We start from the raw sequence: 13,746 nt of genomic DNA on the forward strand, positions 1-13,746 counted from the left end.
ACCCGGATGACCTATCGCAATCATCTTATTATCGCTGCAATCCTGCTAGTGCTGGCTGCTGGCTATTGGACCTACGACGGTGCAATAGTAACGGTCAGTGCCAGCCCCTCGGAAATTATCCGCCAGGATGCCGACTACTTTCTGGTGGATGCCCTGGTTAAGGAGTACGACGCTACCGGAGCGCTGCAATACCAGTTGCAGTCGGACAGCATTACCCATTACCCCCACAATGACAACACACTCCTGCAACAACCTACTCTGACTAACCTCAGTGACAGTGGACAACTCACTGTGTCAACGTCAGAGAACGGAAAATTACTGCCCGGTGGCAAAGATATTGAACTGTGGGATAATGTCGTGGTTATCCAGAGCAGCCCGTCCGTCAGGCAACAGGGCTATGAGCAAAAACTCAGAGTGGACACCGATTTCCTGACCATTGCCACGGATAAGGAAATTGCCGATACCGATCGCCCTGTGCTGATTACCAGCGACATCGGAGAGACCCGAGCCATTGGGATGACCGCCTGGTACCAGCAGGGAAAGATTCAATTAAAGTCCAGAGTACGGGGAGTCTATGAGACTGAGTAATCTGATTATTCACACAATCATTGATATCTCCCTGTCAGGGAAACGATAACCCATGACACGACGACCAAAACCAAAAGCACTCCTGAACAAACAATGGCTTGTCGGGCTGTTATTTGTCCCATTTATGGCCATGGCCTTACCCGCTGATCGTCAGCAGCCCATCCAGATCGATTCAGACACGGCTGACATTGATAATAAAAAAGGGGTGTCTGTGTATCGTGGTGATGTGGTCATGACCCAGGGCACCACGCGTATCACCGGTGATGTGATTACCATCTACACCCGGGATCGGGAGTTGACCAGAGTCATTGCCCGGGGCAATAAGGCCAGGGCTTATTATGAAGAGCTGCAACCCGGTGAACAGGGAATCGTCCAGGCCTGGGGCAACACCATTCGCTACGATGTGGACAGTGACCAGATTGAGCTGATCAAAAATGCCCAGCTTTCCCAAAAGGGAGACACCTTTACCGGCGAAAAGATTGACTACAACCTGACCCTGCAGACCGTCAATGCCAAAGGCACGCCCAGCCAGGGAGACAATGGCCGGGTACAGATGGTGATTCAACCCCGTCAGGAAAAAGCAGCCAGCACGAAATAATGGAACGCGGGCAGCGTTCTAAACGACACACTTTGTTTTCACACTCAGGTTAACAGACAACCGGATGGCAATCCTCAAGGCAGAACATCTTAGCAAAAGCTACAAAGGCAGAGAGGTGGTGAAAGATGTCTCTCTGCAGGTTAACAGTGGACAAATCGTTGGCCTGCTGGGTCCTAATGGTGCAGGAAAGACCACCTGTTTTTATATGATTGTCGGGCTGGTAAAAGCCGATGGCGGCAAAGTCAGCATTGACCAGCAGGACCTGACCGTTCAGGCCATGCACCACAGGGCCCGTGCCGGTATCGGTTACCTCCCCCAGGAAGCCTCTATATTTCGTCGTCTGTCCGTGCGGGACAATATTCTGGCCATTCTGGAAACCAGGAAAGACCTCAATAAACAGCAACGCGCCGAGAAAATGGAGTCGCTGCTGGATGAGTTCAATATTGGCCATATTCGTGACAGTGCCGGCATGGCGCTATCCGGCGGTGAAAGAAGACGGGCAGAGATTGCCAGGGCTCTGGCCACTGACCCGACCTTTATTCTGCTGGACGAACCTTTTGCCGGCGTTGACCCGATCTCCGTTGGTGATATCAAGTCCATCATCCGTCATTTGCAAAACCGGGGTATCGGGGTACTGATCACCGACCATAACGTCCGGGAAACACTGGATATCTGTGAGAAGGCCTATATCGTCAGTGAAGGGCATATCATCGCAGAAGGCGACAGCCATACGGTACTGTCCAACCAGACGGTTCGTGACGTTTATCTTGGGCACCAGTTCAGCTTGTAACTCTGTGTTCCCAGCCGCAGCCAGTACATCATTGCGGTGAGTTTGATGCGTACAATCTCCGTTCATCCTTAGCGCCCTTCGACTCCGCTCAGGACGAACGGAGTTTGGGCGTCATTGATAGAGCCCCATCAAATACATTGGAACAGTGTACCCGCACATTATTCCAATGCGTTTGATGTGTAAAATCTCCGTTCACCCTGAGCGGAGTCGAAGGGTGATTGGCACAGTCTCTATTAAAGGCATGTTGTTTACGCCCTTCGACTCCGCTTCAGGACGAGTTTGGGCGTCAATGACAGGGAACCCATCAAATATGTACCAGGCTGTCAAAAACCCGAAAAAACAGCCTCAAGGTCGGTCTCTTTATTAAGAGAGTGGAAGCATTACTCTTTAATCACACTGAAAAACTTTTCCATGCAACGCAGGGTGCACCATATATACCCCTGCTTTTTTCTATCGATTGTTAATGCTGCTAACCGGGCTGTCATTATAGCCAGGGAAAATTTTCCATATCATATTCGAAACATATTTCCTTCTAATTATAAATGATGGATATATTGACTCCTTTCTATTTGATTGATTAATTGCCACGGAGGTGTTTGGTATGAATTCTCAGGAATGTTCAGTAGCAGCTGCCACTAAAATCGATTCATGGAAAGCTAGAATGGATGATGATCTACTCATTAAAGGCGTTGGTGAATTCAAAGGTGACAAAATAAAAGCAACATTTTATTCGGTGGAGGCAAAAAGATATTACGATGTTTATGTGTACGGCAGTGATGATAAAGACACATTTGTTAATATCATTGTTACAGCCAAAACAGACAGAAAAAATATTTTTAACCGTATGATTGGTGCAGTTGCTGACGCATTTAAACGATTGACTACCAGTGGTATGAAATTTAGCAAAACACGTTCATCCCAAATAAAGAAAGACCTTGAACCTGTTATTCTGGATAGGGCTATAGTTAATGGTAAAAAAGGGAGTGTTGATAAAAAGGCTATTGAAAATGGATTTAAAGCCGCAACCCAGCGTAAAATTAAATATGGTATTGATGATATTAACAATGATTCTCGCTTTATCCTGGCAAAATCTCTCCTTGAAAACTACGGTGATCCTTCTCTGCTTCATGAATTGCAGGGGGATCTTAATGCCAGAATGACAAAGTTACAACAAGACGCTGCAAGCTTTTCAGCATCGGCCAAGTCTCATCAGGATCAAATGATATTTGATAGTTTTGGTAAAGTTATAAATCTGACTGACTATGCCGTGACTGAAAACAATAACGCAAGAGAACGCGAAGATGATGCTGAAGACAGGATTGATTATAACTTGAAGAGACAAAATCGCTACAACTCCAAGCTCATTCAAACTGCCTGCACTATCTTCCAGGTTGATGAAATGTTGATGAAAATTCAAGATTCTATAGACAGTAAACAGCCAATGATTCAACACCCACGTCCGTATGTTTACAGCACAATGTACCGCGCATGAAATTGAGGCGTTTGCAGGCTGGCTCAATTCGAGCAAAAAGGAACCCTGATGTCGAATGTTGCGCCAGCCTTGCAAAGTACAGAAACACGACAATCGTTCAATTGCCCCGGCATTAACCTTCCTGCAAACGGGCCAGGTTCTGCCAGGCTTCGCGGTAATAGGAGGGGGATAGCTCAATGGCCTCCCGGAACAGGGCCTCGGCCACATCCAGCCTGTTATTGAGCATCATCAGATAGCCCACATCATTGCGGGCCTGTGCTTCGCCCATTACAGGCTCCAGCACCCGAACAGCTTGATTTGGCTGATTCCGCCGGGTCAGCACCAGGGCCAGGTTGTGCCGGGCCAGAGGGTAATCGCTGCGGAGGCTCAGCGCCTGACGAAAATACGCCTCGGCCTGATCCAGTTGCCCGGTCAGTAAATAAGAGTAGCCCAGATTATTCAGCAACATTGCCTGGCCGGGGGCCATCACCAGCGCACGACGATAGTAGGCTATTGCCGACCGGTAGTTCTGGTTCAGGTCTTCAATCACCCCCAGGCCATTCACGGCCAGCCAGGGAATGTATCCACCAGAACCACTCTCGGTCCCCACCAGGCCCAACTCCCACTGCTCAATTGCCTGGTTAAACAAGTCACTGGCATAACCATACTCCCGCTGCTCCAGCCGAATCAATCCCACGGCCTCCAGCGCCATAACATGATCTGGCTCTATCGCCAGCACCGTACGCCACGCCTGCTCTGCCAGTGCCTTATTCCCCTTCTGCTGATGCACCCGGGCAATTTTCATGGCAGCAACATGGGCGTTTTTATTCAGCTCTAATGCACGAATATAGTAAAGCAACGCCCGGTCACCATCGCCCCGTAACCAGTAACTGTCACCTTTCTCCAGGGCTTCACGTTCAGTACTGGCATCAGCAACCCCCAGCATATCGGCGGCCAGGGTGCCGTCGTAAAGCTCACCCCGGTCGCTGGTTTGCTGGTCTGACTGCATGCCGGCACAGCCGCTGATCAGAAACGCCAGAGCAAAGACTTTAATTGTTTTCAAGGTAAGTACATGAATCATCCCGCAAATGCCTCCAGCATACGCAAAATCGCCGGCCCTACCACCACCACAAAGAAGCCCGGCCAGATACAGGTAACCATGGGAAACACCAGTCGTGTACTCACTTTTGCCGCCTGCAAGTCCGCCCGATGCAAACGGATTGCCCGAAAATCCTGGGTATAATCCCGCAAGGTATCCGACAGGTTGGCACCGTAACGGTGCGCCTCGATCAACGTGCCCACCAGCCCTCGCACCTCCTGCAATCCGGCCCGTTCGGCAAACCGGTGCAGCGCCGCTTCAAGGGTGACCCCGGCATTCAGTTCGGCAGAAACCCCGGCAACCTCACCGGCCATCAGAGGATGGGCCAGCCGCAATTCCGACTGCACCCGCTCCAGCGCCCGGGGCAGGCTTAAACCGGCGGAGAGACAAATAAGCAGCATATCCAGCAACTGAGGCATTCCGGCAATCAGCTTTTGCTGTCGCCGCTGTCGGAACGAATCCAGTAATTTCGAGGGCAGAAACAACCCGAAGGCCGCCCCGATCATGGCCACCAGCTCGGGGTATTCCGGCAGATCACCGGGCAACCAGGGGTGCAGCAGCAGTAACAGCACCCCGAACACCAGGGCCAGCAATGCCTTGAGCGCGTGGTAGACCAGGGATGCCTGTTCCTGATCAAACCCTGCCTGTAATAAACGTCGACTAACACTTATTTGCTCTTTTTCATCCGCTGGCAACAGATACTTGCGGGCCGGTGATAACCACTCCATGGAGCGGCTGCCAGCCACAGCGGACACAGCCACCGGGGCACCCTCCGGCACCATCGCTTTTGCAGGCCTTTTCAGCCTGGAGATCAATAAATACGACACAAGACCAATGGATAACGCCACCATCAACAGGCCAATACCCCGCACCAGCAGCAGTTGGTCCAGCATCTGCTCAGGGAGAGCACCATCACCAGCGGCCAGCCAACATCCAGCATCAGTAAAACCGTTATGGAAAGCAGTGCAATGGCCAGGCAGATGCCCATCAGTTCCAGTGCACGATTCCCTTTACCGGCTTGCAGTAGCAGCAGATCCAGCCCAGCCAACAGAGGATGTTGTTCCACCTTTTGCAGCCAGGGCGGTAACTGCTCCACATAACGTCTGCGCAGCACCTGGTGCATCGGCTGATCGCCCCCCATCTGCTCAAGATGGTGGTGCAGCCGCTTCTGCAACTGGTGTCGTGGACCCAGCAGCAGCACAGCAATACTGACCATAAAGACCGCCATAAAGGTCATGGCCAGCAATAGACTTAATGAGCCAGACATAACCAGTCCCTCCTCTGTTTATGATCTTTCATGGCACTGCCCATGACATCGTTCATGATAAAACCCCTTCAGCAAAAATCTTATCGTCACAGCCAAGCCCACGGGCTTCCAGCTTGTCCATAAAGAGGGGCCGATAGCCGGTGCTGATAAAATCACCAGCAACACCTTTTCGTTCTCCCTTACCAACGTGATCCACACCCGCCCCTGAACGCTCAAACCGGCTGATTTCCCGCAGGACAATATCCCCATGCGTTATGCCCACCAGTTCCTGAACACTTACAACACGACGAACGCCGTCTTCCATGCGTTCCAGCTGGATAATGGCATCCACTGCTGAAGCGATCAGCTCTACCACGACATCACCATCCAGCCCCATACCACTCATGGCCGCCATACTCTTCAGTCGTCGTACGGCATCCCTCGGTGAATTGGCGTGCAGTGTGGTCATGGAACCGTCATGGCCGGTATTCATGGCGGTCAGCATGTCGATAAACTCAGCCCCCCGCACCTCGCCCACCACAATCCGGTCCGGTCGCATCCGCAGACTATTGCGCACCAGATCCCGCAGGGTCACTTCTCCCTCCCCTTCAATATTTGGGGGGCGACTTTCCAGCCGCACCACATGGGGTTGCTGTAACTGCAACTCTGCCGCATCTTCCACGGTGATGATCCGTTCACTGTGCTCAATCGCTGCCGAGAGCGCATTGAGCATGGTGGTCTTGCCGCAGCCGGTGCCGCCGGAGATGAGGATATTTAATCGGCTCCGTACCATATTCTGCAGCAGCTGTTGCAGGCTCTTCGGAAATGCACCCAACCGAGCCAGGGCCGATAACGTCAGATGTTCTTCAGGAAAACGACGGATGCTCAGTATCGGGCCATCCAGCGCCAGGGGTGAAATCACGGCATTTACCCGGGAGCCATCGGCCAGACGGGTATCCACCATGGGGCTGGACTCATCCAGACGACGGCCAGCCCGACTCACCAGTCGGTCGATGGTTTGTTGCAGATCGATCTCATCACGAAAGCGGCTTGCCTCCGGCTCCAGATGCCCCCGGCGCTCTACATAAATATGGGCAGGGCCATTCACCAGGATATCCGACACCGTTGGGTCTGCCAGCAGTGTTTCCAGTGGGCCCAGCCCCAGCATATCGTCTCTGATGGAGATCAGGACCTCCTCGCGCTCTGACTCGGAGAGTGGCGGGTTCAGGGTTTCCAGCTGATGGCGGCCCTCGCGCATAACCTCTCCGCGCGCCTGTTCCTGGCTCAGGGTCGCCAGTATCTGCAGGTCGAGCCGGGCAATAATCTGCCGGTGTATCTGCCGCTCCCAGTGGTTGCGGGTCTCGATTTGCAGGTCACTCTGCAGATCCTTATACCCTTCACTGCCTTTAAAACCGGGCAGTAGTCGTTCATTGATGGTCAGGGCCATTAGTGTGCACTCCGAAAAGCGGTAGACCAGCCTCTTATATTATTGAGCAGTGAGGATGACTTGACCGGTGATTCTGCCAACAGGCTGTTCAGCAGCGGTTGCAATGCCCGGCTGAACGATGAGCGAGGGTCGCTGTCCACCGGCAGCCGGTTGGCCTCCAGCGCCCGGACCACCCCTCGTCCATCCGCTGGTACCATCACCGGTTCCAGGTCCAGTGCCTTGCTGATGGTTCCCTGGTCAATGGTGGTATAACGGCTAACCCGGTTGGCTACCACCGTGACCTGGTCGGGGGATAATCGTGTCAATGCCTCCCGGAGCAGCAACCGGGCACGACGTACCCCGTCCATATCCGGATTCATGACCAGTACCAGGTGGTCGGCTTCCGGGATCATGGATGCCAGAAACTCACTATTCCAGGCGGGAATATCCGCCAGGGTAATACCCGCTTTCTGTCGTATAGGTGTCAGCAGTGTCCCCAGGGATTTAGCGCTGCCGACGCTGCCAAGATGGTCCGGTGCCATCCCCAGCAGAGCCAGATGGGGGGCAATGTCCGTTCGATAGCTGTCCATTGCCGTTTGATCCAGCTCCAGACGGGTGAGCAGATCCTGTAAATCGTGGGCTGGCTGGCAGTTGTTTAACGTTGCCTGGGAGCCGTAACGCCAGTCACCGTCCAGCAGCAGCACCGGCCGGGTATCGACCGCCGGGTGACGGGCCAGCAGTCGTGCAACACAGCTGGTCAAAAGGGAGACACCGGCACCACTACCTGCGCCGGTAAAGAGCACCACCCGGCTATCGGGATGACGTTGCACATAACTACCCATAGCACGTTGGCGCTGCAACAGCAGGTCATCATGGATTTGATCCAATGCCGCCAGCAATGCCCTCTCATCAAACGGAGGTGGCAGAACAACACTGCACGGCAGTTGCTGCAGCCGGGCAGCCTGTTGACCAGTCAACGGCTGTCCTTCGGAAGCGATCAAGACCATGGGCACGGTGCTCAAGCCCCGGAGTGACGCCAGATCATCCATGCGTGACGTTGATAGCAGATGCACCAGAATATCGTCGTCCGATTGCATGCCGGTTGTCATATTATCCACTGATGTCAGCAATACGTTCCGGTGGCTGACTTCATTAATGGCATCCAGAAAGGCGCTGCCCCGCTCCAGCAGGGGTTCGTCCATGCCGGTAAGCAATATGCGGATGTGGGTATTCTTCATCTGACTTTACTCTTTAAACACTCACTATGCTCCCAGACTTTCCGCTATCTGTGTGGTGGTAAACGCCGGTGCGGTGATGGTTAATGACTCAGGAATCGGCAGTAACAACTTAATCTGGTAGCCCTCGATTTTTACGGTCACCAGCTGAGTGCCCTTTTTTACCAGATAGGTGACCTTCAGCTGTCCTTCTTTCAGGTCAGAAACAACATTGTTGGCTGCGGTCCAGATTGCAGCAGAATCTTTCGTACTAACCACGGCCACCCTTGCCGCACGGCGGGTGCTTTCCTGCAATAAGTGAAAGGTATACATCACCCGGCCAAATTCCATCACACCGAACAGAATCAGAAAAAAAACCGAGGCGGCAATGCTGAATTCAACGACGGTGCTACCTTTTTGCTGCTGTCGGCTGCGCCTGTTCATGATCACGTCTCCTTCCTGTCCACCAGTCCCCGCTGAACCGCATGGAGGGTAATGGGGAAATCGGTCATATCCGGCAACAGCGTAAACTCTGCCTTATAGCTGGCGGATACCTTCCAGTGGTCATAGACCTTATCCATCAGCTTGCCGTGACCACTGGCAGCATAACCGGTAAAACGCCCCCCCCGGATTCCCTCCTTCGTCCCAGGCTGTAAGTGCCAGTTTTGAGGCATTGCCGCATTGCACTTTATGTGAATCATCACCACACAACCCCACCGGCACATGCATCGCCAGGTAGCGAGCCGATGCATTAAGCCGCCCCTGTAGCAGACTGGCTTCATAAAATATACGACCAAAATCAATTATTACCGCCAGCAACAGAAGCAGAAAGGGAAGTACAATGGTTACTTCCACCAGTGCTATACCCTGTTGTGATGATGTTACATTCTGCCATTGTTTCATAATTATTATTCCATCAGCACCAGAGTTCGCCGTGTTCCACCTGAAAATTCACTGTACCGACAGCCTGCCGCTGTAGCTTCAGGGCTGTCTTTTGGAATAAAGGCGAGATAGATACCGTCCCTGTCGCCATCATCGTCTTCTCTTTCGCCGGGATCATCCACCTCATCCAGCACAAAACAGGCACTCTCTTCAATGAACGCCTTATTGTTGCTATGGACCGAGCCGATGCCGGCCATAATCACCCGCCGGTAAGATTCAGGCTCTCCCTCATCATCATCGGATTCCCAGCAATCGTGGTCATCCTGACAATCATCATTGTCGCCACACTGTTTTACCTCTATATCCCTTTCCGCACTGGGAAATGCACAGGTATTTTCAGTATGTTCAAAATAAAATTCATAAGGTGTTGAATGCCGATGATCACAGATAAAACTGTGATCATGATCGTCATCGTCTTCCAGTCTCAACTCGCCCTCAAAAAAATCAGGCGCATATTTCTTACCATCTACATAGCAACCGTCGTCATCATCGCACTCAATACGGGTTTCCAAGCCATCTTCAATGGCATCTTCGTATTTATCATTAGTGATTTTCCCTAACCCAATGCTCTTACAATCATCCCCTTTACAGAACAGGTAGGGTTTGTTGACCGTGAGTCCGTAACTGGAGTCTTCATCACCCGCCAGCCAGTGAAGCAAACGCTCATGGCCCCACTCCATGACTCGGCCTTTCTCTGGAGTGTAGGGAGAAACCAGTGCCCAGGCAGGCACCGACGAAGTTTTAAAGTCAGTCAGCTTACAACGCCCATTACTATCCCGATCTTTTCTGGGACAGATATCCTGCCACTCCACCACCAGTGGCAACACATCAACGCGGGAGATTTCTGGTATGCCCGCCCGTGCGAATACCCTCATGGAGAAAGTGTCCAGTTCATCACCACTGACCATATTGAAAAAGGCACCGGCAAACAGGGTATCAAGCTCCAAGGTCTGCTTTTCAAGATCGACATACTGTTTATTGTCGGGCCAGACATAGACCATGGGCGGCTCTTCGGGTTCTTCAGAATCGTTCTGGTCTTCGTCCATTGCACCAGGTGTGGCTACCGTTGCAACTCTTAACCCATTGGCCTTCAGGTTATAGTCAAACGTGTCGTCACCGCACTTCTCCGCTTGATCCTCACTCCTCCCCTCCATAAAACGACAGTGGGCTGCACTCAACGCCACCAAAACTCCAGTTACCCCCGTTGGTGATATCGTTAAAATTCATATCCAGCCGTTTCATCAGGCTGCGCTGCATTTCAGCTACCTTGACTTCCAGCATCACCTGCCGGGCACCGCCCACCGTCAGCATGTTCACCACCTGTTCCGGGTCAGAGGCAAAGCCTTCGGCGATGCTGACGACGGTGTCCTGTCGGCTCAGGCTGTCCACCTCGCCGGAGAGCACCAGCTTCTGGCCGCTCATGCGCACGGCAATGGTCTCCTGGGGCATCAGTTCATAGAGTCGACGCTTGAGCAGGTTCAGGTCCGGCGTTACCTCGATATGCAGCCGGGCCAGCAGTCGCTGCTGTTTATCCAGGGCCATGACCGCCGTGCTGCCGGTCTGCTTGCCCAGCACAAATACCCGGTTGCTGCCCAATACTTTCAGGTCCGCCACCTCCGGGTTGGCCACGGTAATGCGACCAGGTACGGCGGCCAGGGAGACAATGCCGGAGCCGTTGACCATCAGGGTCAGCCCTTTGCTGCCGCCCCTGGGAATCTCGGTCTCGCCGGTTAGCTCCAGGGCCACCAGCTGGCTGCCGACCAGCAGCAGCCAGCCTGCGGCTAATGCCCGCCAGGTTTTGTGCCGGGCAGATAGATGTAGGTTTGTTTTCATAGTGCCCCCGGGCCCTTTATCTTATAAACGACAAACAGTTGTTATTGATTCACCCGAATCCACTGACCTTCCATACCCTTTTGCAGAATCAACCCGGCCGGTGCTGGCCGGTAGACCGGTTTCGGGGAGGGTTCTTCCGGGTTGCGCAGGGCCAGGAACAGCGCCGCATCGTCGATGGCGCCGGCCAGTTTGGTGGCTTCCCCGGGGGTGACCGCCAGGGTGGCGGTGCGGGCAATCACCGGCTCATCGTTGTCAATGGTGGTGGCCTGGTCGATGGCCAGCACTTCCCGGTTGGTCAGCAGCAGGCTGGTCTTGTTGCGCTCATTGGCGATCACCTCCACCCGGCTGCCGGGCTGGACGAAACCGGCCACGCCGCTGACATCGTTAATACGCACGGTCATGGCGCGCATACCGGTTTCCAGCCGGTTGGCCAGCAGGGCGGAAGGGATTTTCGGGCTGATGCGTCCGGCCAGCAGAATCTCACCGGCAAACAGGTCCACCTGGGCATATTGGCCCGCTGCGGGGCCGGCTTTGGTCAGGGCCTGTTTTGGCAGCAGTTCGGTGGGAATCTGGACGGTTTTCAGATGTTCCGCCGTTAACGCTTCCCAGGCGGCAATATCTTCGGTAATCACCACCACCTGCGTGGTATCTGCTGACGCTACGGGCTGGGGCTGAGGTTGGCCCAGCAGCTGCCCCAGGGTCCAGGCACCGCCCAGGCCGAGCACGGCGGACAGGGCGATCATTACGGAGGTTCGTTGCATCATTGGTTATTCTCCAGCCACTATACAACGGTGGTCACGACACCCGAGAACGGGCTCCAGGCCAACACCGGAAACTTCTGCCATCCACTCTGATATTTCGGTTTCATGGGGAGATGGAGGTGAGGCCGCAAGTCGGCTTTTATATCCTGTGGTTGTGCATATAAACCGACCTACTGCACAAACAGCGTTTACGCCTATTCAGGCGTTTACCCCGCAAACAACCTCTGGATAAACGACAGTTCACCGGAGCTGTAGAGCGTCATCACCACCCCGGAGGCGATGGCCAGGGCGTAGGGGAAGTTAAGTCTGGCGGCCTCGTTGGCCTCCGGCAGCAGCCAGGTGCGAGCCAGCAGGCTAAGCCAGTAGCGGCGCAGAGAGGTGATCAGACCGCCTTTATAAATCAGGTAGAGGACGCCCAGCAGTGAACCGGCGATAAGGATGGCTGCGGTTTTGCAGAGCAACAGACCAATACTCGGTGCGTCCTGATGGCTCTTCATCTGACTATTCACGGCAGACAGATAAAAATTGAGCTGTCCGATGTGTTCTGGCTTGAAGTCACCGTTTTTTAGCTCAATGACCACATAACAACGAAGTTTCAGGAGATAAAACAGCAGATCGAGGTAGAAGTCATCACCGCCAACTTCAAGGTGAATCCGATAAAGTTTAGTACTGGTACCACCGTTATTATCTGAACGGTAGTGGCTCTCAATAAACCCCTCCTGCTCCAGTTTCTTCAAACCAGCACTGATGGTTGGTTGACTGGTACCTACCATTTGAGCCAGCGTTTTCTGTCCCGGCCAACACACCCCCTCGTTGTCTGCGAACGTGACCAGAACCACAAGCAAATACCTCTGCGTTGGTGTCAGTGCCTCCATGCCATGATCTTTCAAAGTAACTTTATTGACATCCTCCCAAGCTAAAGCAGTGGGATTCCTCCAGCGAGACGCTCATGCCCGAGCGCAAGAATGTTTCTGGCAGCGTTAATGTCACGCTGGTGTTCAGCTCCGCATTCTGAACAGCCCCATTACCTGGGCGGCCCCCTCTTATTCCAAGACCTGTTCTACCTTTCGGACTGCTGTCAGGAATTACCCCGCAGCACGAACAAGTCTGGGTGGAGGGGGCCGCCCAGGTTAGGCTTCGTTAACGATTTCAAAAACCACGCCTGCGTGATCGCACTTATAAGACAGCATGGTTTTCAATAATCCCCATCCGGCATCCAAAGCCGATTTGGCTTTGTTGGTTTTCACCATTGCCTGACTGGATACGTTGCCAACGAAGATGGCCGCATTCTCATTTACCAGTTTGCGGCTGTATTTGTGTAAGGCGTCTTGCCGCCTGTTTTTGATTTTGGCGTGAATCGCCTTGGCTCTTTGCTTGTTATTGGCTCTTTGGGCGATACCTAATTTTTGCTCCAGCATTCGGAGCAAAGAAAAGGACACCCATAAATTCGTCATTAATGTTTGAATTTGTGGGTGTCCTATTCTTCTGATAATACTTGCTCACTCAGCAACGCTTCATCATTGGCCTGTTGCGACTTGGGCGGTTCATCAAGAACTGTAACAAGGATACGACAGTCTTCAGGTAGTTTTATATTGGGTGGCAGGCACAGGTTGCCCCGCTCATCTGCTTTTGTCTCATAGGTGGTAGGCATTGGCTTTTCCTTAAATTGATCCTGTTTTGATAGGTTAGGGCGGTTATAATCCCTATGCAAGAACATGAGCTGGGGGGCAGGTCTTGATTCTTGAATTTGGTTAACTACTTATATTCTGGTCTGGAAG

The 13,746-nt window shown here is 53.0% G+C and carries 18 protein-coding genes and 1 pseudogene; 4 read left to right on the forward strand and 15 right to left on the reverse strand.

All coding sequences use genetic code 11. The annotated features are described in order from the left end of the window. The first annotated feature begins 6 nt into the window (after window positions 1-6). From lptC to ACO6VE_RS07190, 4 genes are all read left to right on the forward strand, one after another. Window positions 7-588 (forward strand): LPS export ABC transporter periplasmic protein LptC, encoded by a 582-nt coding sequence (gene lptC / locus ACO6VE_RS07175; RefSeq protein WP_422460571.1) that lies wholly within the window; start codon window positions 7-9, stop codon window positions 586-588. Between the two features lie 52 nt (window positions 589-640). Next, window positions 641-1,186, forward strand: a complete 546-nt coding sequence (lptA, locus tag ACO6VE_RS07180; RefSeq protein ID WP_422460573.1) for a lipopolysaccharide transport periplasmic protein LptA — start codon at window positions 641-643, stop codon at window positions 1,184-1,186. A 64-nt stretch (window positions 1,187-1,250) separates the two neighbouring features. Next, window positions 1,251-1,976: an LPS export ABC transporter ATP-binding protein gene (lptB, locus tag ACO6VE_RS07185; RefSeq protein ID WP_422460575.1), complete on the forward strand. Its 726-nt coding sequence runs from the start codon at window positions 1,251-1,253 to the stop codon at window positions 1,974-1,976. Window positions 1,977-2,577: 601 nt separating this feature from the next. Next, window positions 2,578-3,468 (forward strand): hypothetical protein, encoded by an 891-nt coding sequence (locus ACO6VE_RS07190; protein ID WP_422449979.1) that lies wholly within the window; start codon window positions 2,578-2,580, stop codon window positions 3,466-3,468. 112 nt (window positions 3,469-3,580) lie between these two features. On the opposite strand, the gene ACO6VE_RS07195 is transcribed toward ACO6VE_RS07190, so the two are convergent. The 15 genes and pseudogenes from ACO6VE_RS07195 to ACO6VE_RS07265 all read right to left on the reverse strand — a co-directional run bounded on the left by ACO6VE_RS07195 (window position 3,581) and on the right by ACO6VE_RS07265 (window position 13,619). After that, on the reverse strand, window positions 3,581-4,528 hold the full coding sequence (locus tag ACO6VE_RS07195; protein WP_422460577.1) for a tetratricopeptide repeat protein: 948 nt from the start codon (window positions 4,526-4,528) through the stop codon (window positions 3,581-3,583). Further along, the gene (locus ACO6VE_RS07200; protein WP_422460579.1) at window positions 4,525-5,439 is read right to left on the reverse strand and encodes a type II secretion system F family protein; all 915 of its coding nucleotides are present in this window, start codon (window positions 5,437-5,439) and stop codon (window positions 4,525-4,527) included. Before ACO6VE_RS07200 ends, ACO6VE_RS07195 begins: the two co-directional genes overlap by 4 nt. Then, window positions 5,397-5,813 (reverse strand): hypothetical protein, encoded by a 417-nt coding sequence (locus tag ACO6VE_RS07205; protein WP_422449976.1) that lies wholly within the window; start codon window positions 5,811-5,813, stop codon window positions 5,397-5,399. Before ACO6VE_RS07205 ends, ACO6VE_RS07200 begins: the two co-directional genes overlap by 43 nt. A 52-nt stretch (window positions 5,814-5,865) precedes the next feature. Then, on the reverse strand, window positions 5,866-7,239 hold the full coding sequence (locus ACO6VE_RS07210; RefSeq protein ID WP_422460581.1) for a CpaF family protein: 1,374 nt from the start codon (window positions 7,237-7,239) through the stop codon (window positions 5,866-5,868). Continuing rightward, entirely contained in the window at window positions 7,239-8,456 is a 1,218-nt protein-coding gene (locus tag ACO6VE_RS07215; RefSeq protein ID WP_422460583.1) for an AAA family ATPase, read from the reverse strand. The genes ACO6VE_RS07210 and ACO6VE_RS07215 overlap by 1 nt, the downstream gene beginning before the upstream one ends. 24 nt (window positions 8,457-8,480) lie before the next feature. Further along, window positions 8,481-8,876 carry a TadE/TadG family type IV pilus assembly protein gene (locus ACO6VE_RS07220; protein ID WP_422460585.1) on the reverse strand — a complete coding sequence of 132 codons (396 nt, stop codon included), beginning with the start codon at window positions 8,874-8,876 and terminating at the stop codon, window positions 8,481-8,483. A 2-nt stretch (window positions 8,877-8,878) separates the two neighbouring features. Next, window positions 8,879-9,013 (reverse strand): hypothetical protein, encoded by a 135-nt coding sequence (locus ACO6VE_RS07225; RefSeq protein WP_422460587.1) that lies wholly within the window; start codon window positions 9,011-9,013, stop codon window positions 8,879-8,881. Continuing rightward, window positions 9,006-9,335 (reverse strand): TadE/TadG family type IV pilus assembly protein, encoded by a 330-nt coding sequence (locus tag ACO6VE_RS07230; protein WP_422460589.1) that lies wholly within the window; start codon window positions 9,333-9,335, stop codon window positions 9,006-9,008. The genes ACO6VE_RS07225 and ACO6VE_RS07230 overlap by 8 nt, the downstream gene beginning before the upstream one ends. 5 nt (window positions 9,336-9,340) lie before the next feature. Beyond that, window positions 9,341-10,558, reverse strand: coding sequence for a hypothetical protein (locus ACO6VE_RS07235; protein ID WP_422460591.1), 1,218 nt, complete (start codon window positions 10,556-10,558; stop codon window positions 9,341-9,343). Beyond that, window positions 10,512-11,207, reverse strand: a complete 696-nt coding sequence (locus ACO6VE_RS07240) for a pilus assembly protein N-terminal domain-containing protein (protein WP_422460593.1) — start codon at window positions 11,205-11,207, stop codon at window positions 10,512-10,514. The genes ACO6VE_RS07235 and ACO6VE_RS07240 overlap by 47 nt, the downstream gene beginning before the upstream one ends. 41 nt (window positions 11,208-11,248) lie before the next feature. Then, window positions 11,249-11,971 carry a Flp pilus assembly protein CpaB gene (gene cpaB / locus ACO6VE_RS07245; RefSeq protein WP_422460595.1) on the reverse strand — a complete coding sequence of 241 codons (723 nt, stop codon included), beginning with the start codon at window positions 11,969-11,971 and terminating at the stop codon, window positions 11,249-11,251. A gap of 203 nt (window positions 11,972-12,174) precedes the next feature. After that, window positions 12,175-12,858 (reverse strand): PDDEXK nuclease domain-containing protein, encoded by a 684-nt coding sequence (locus ACO6VE_RS07250; protein ID WP_422460597.1) that lies wholly within the window; start codon window positions 12,856-12,858, stop codon window positions 12,175-12,177. A gap of 26 nt (window positions 12,859-12,884) precedes the next feature. Continuing rightward, window positions 12,885-12,965 (reverse strand): annotated as a pseudogene (locus ACO6VE_RS07255) (hypothetical protein); the annotation flags it as partial. A gap of 133 nt (window positions 12,966-13,098) precedes the next feature. Then, window positions 13,099-13,386, reverse strand: coding sequence for an IS200/IS605 family accessory protein TnpB-related protein (locus ACO6VE_RS07260; RefSeq protein WP_422460599.1), 288 nt, complete (start codon window positions 13,384-13,386; stop codon window positions 13,099-13,101). A 59-nt stretch (window positions 13,387-13,445) separates the two neighbouring features. Then, window positions 13,446-13,619 (reverse strand): hypothetical protein, encoded by a 174-nt coding sequence (locus tag ACO6VE_RS07265; RefSeq protein ID WP_422460601.1) that lies wholly within the window; start codon window positions 13,617-13,619, stop codon window positions 13,446-13,448. Window positions 13,620-13,746 lie beyond the last annotated feature (127 nt).

It is taken from the genome of Endozoicomonas sp. ALB115 (assembly GCF_049310245.1).
In the GTDB taxonomy this organism is placed as follows: domain Bacteria; phylum Pseudomonadota; class Gammaproteobacteria; order Pseudomonadales; family Endozoicomonadaceae; genus Endozoicomonas.

Coding starts and splice junctions, on each gene's coding strand:
- lptC (WP_422460571.1), top strand. CDS start 7: ATGACCTATCGCAATCATCTTATTATCGCTGCAATCCTGCTAGTGCTG.
- lptA (WP_422460573.1), top strand. CDS start 641: ATGACACGACGACCAAAACCAAAAGCACTCCTGAACAAACAATGGCTT.
- lptB (WP_422460575.1), top strand. CDS start 1,251: ATGGCAATCCTCAAGGCAGAACATCTTAGCAAAAGCTACAAAGGCAGA.
- ACO6VE_RS07190 (WP_422449979.1), top strand. CDS start 2,578: ATGAATTCTCAGGAATGTTCAGTAGCAGCTGCCACTAAAATCGATTCA.
- ACO6VE_RS07195 (WP_422460577.1), bottom strand. CDS start 4,528: ATGATTCATGTACTTACCTTGAAAACAATTAAAGTCTTTGCTCTGGCG.
- ACO6VE_RS07200 (WP_422460579.1), bottom strand. CDS start 5,439: ATGCTGGACCAACTGCTGCTGGTGCGGGGTATTGGCCTGTTGATGGTG.
- ACO6VE_RS07205 (WP_422449976.1), bottom strand. CDS start 5,813: ATGTCTGGCTCATTAAGTCTATTGCTGGCCATGACCTTTATGGCGGTC.
- ACO6VE_RS07210 (WP_422460581.1), bottom strand. CDS start 7,239: ATGGCCCTGACCATCAATGAACGACTACTGCCCGGTTTTAAAGGCAGT.
- ACO6VE_RS07215 (WP_422460583.1), bottom strand. CDS start 8,456: ATGAAGAATACCCACATCCGCATATTGCTTACCGGCATGGACGAACCC.
- ACO6VE_RS07220 (WP_422460585.1), bottom strand. CDS start 8,876: ATGAACAGGCGCAGCCGACAGCAGCAAAAAGGTAGCACCGTCGTTGAA.
- ACO6VE_RS07225 (WP_422460587.1), bottom strand. CDS start 9,013: ATGGATAAGGTCTATGACCACTGGAAGGTATCCGCCAGCTATAAGGCA.
- ACO6VE_RS07230 (WP_422460589.1), bottom strand. CDS start 9,335: ATGAAACAATGGCAGAATGTAACATCATCACAACAGGGTATAGCACTG.
- ACO6VE_RS07240 (WP_422460593.1), bottom strand. CDS start 11,207: ATGAAAACAAACCTACATCTATCTGCCCGGCACAAAACCTGGCGGGCA.
- cpaB (WP_422460595.1), bottom strand. CDS start 11,971: ATGATGCAACGAACCTCCGTAATGATCGCCCTGTCCGCCGTGCTCGGC.
- ACO6VE_RS07260 (WP_422460599.1), bottom strand. CDS start 13,386: ATGCTGGAGCAAAAATTAGGTATCGCCCAAAGAGCCAATAACAAGCAA.
- ACO6VE_RS07265 (WP_422460601.1), bottom strand. CDS start 13,619: ATGCCTACCACCTATGAGACAAAAGCAGATGAGCGGGGCAACCTGTGC.